This is a genomic window from Nocardia sp. A7 (genome assembly GCF_046549215.1).
GTDB lineage: Bacteria > Actinomycetota > Actinomycetes > Mycobacteriales > Mycobacteriaceae > Nocardia.
The window spans coordinates 1-686 of sequence record NZ_JAJPWE010000019.1; the positions used below are offsets into that span (position 1 = coordinate 1).

Genomic DNA, 686 nt, shown 5'->3' on the forward strand with positions numbered 1-686 from the left:
AACAAGTTGCGAAGGCTTTGACGGATTGTAAGCGCACGGTTTCAGGTACTATTTCACTCCCCTCCCGGGGTACTTTTCACCTTTCCCTCACGGTACTAGTCCGCTATCGGTCACCAGGGAGTATTCAGGCTTACCGGGTGGTCCCGGCAGATTCACAGCAGATTTCACGGGCCCGCTGCTACTCGGGAGACATCCACAACAGCCAAGAAGTTTTCGTTTACCGGACTATCACCGTCTATGGCAGGCCGTTCCAGACCACTTCAACTAACCACTTGGTTTCTTACTGTTGCTCCATTCGGCAGAATGAAGAAGAATGTTCCCACTACCCCAGCCAGACAACAACTGCCGTCTATCACATCAAGCTGGTTTAGCCTCATCCGCTTTCGCTCGCCACTACTCACGGAATCACTGTTGTTTTCTCTTCCTGTGGGTACTGAGATGTTTCACTTCCCCACGTTCCCTCCACACACCCTATATATTCAGATGCGGGTAACACGACATCACTCGTGCTGGGTTTCCCCATTCGGAAATCCTCGGATCTCAGCTCGGTTGACAGCTCCCCGAGGCTTATCGCAGCCTCCTACGTCCTTCATCGGCTCCTGGTGCCAAGGCATCCACCGTACGCTCTTAAACACTTACTAACAAAGATGCTCGCGTCCACTGTGCAGTTCTCAAACAACACACCC

1 rRNA gene is annotated in these 686 nt (G+C 52.3%); it reads right to left on the reverse strand.

The window, feature by feature from the left end:
• A 23S ribosomal RNA gene (locus tag ACLJPD_RS33135) occupies positions 1 to 641 on the reverse strand; the annotation flags it as partial.
• Between the last annotated feature and the right edge of the window lie 45 nt (positions 642 to 686).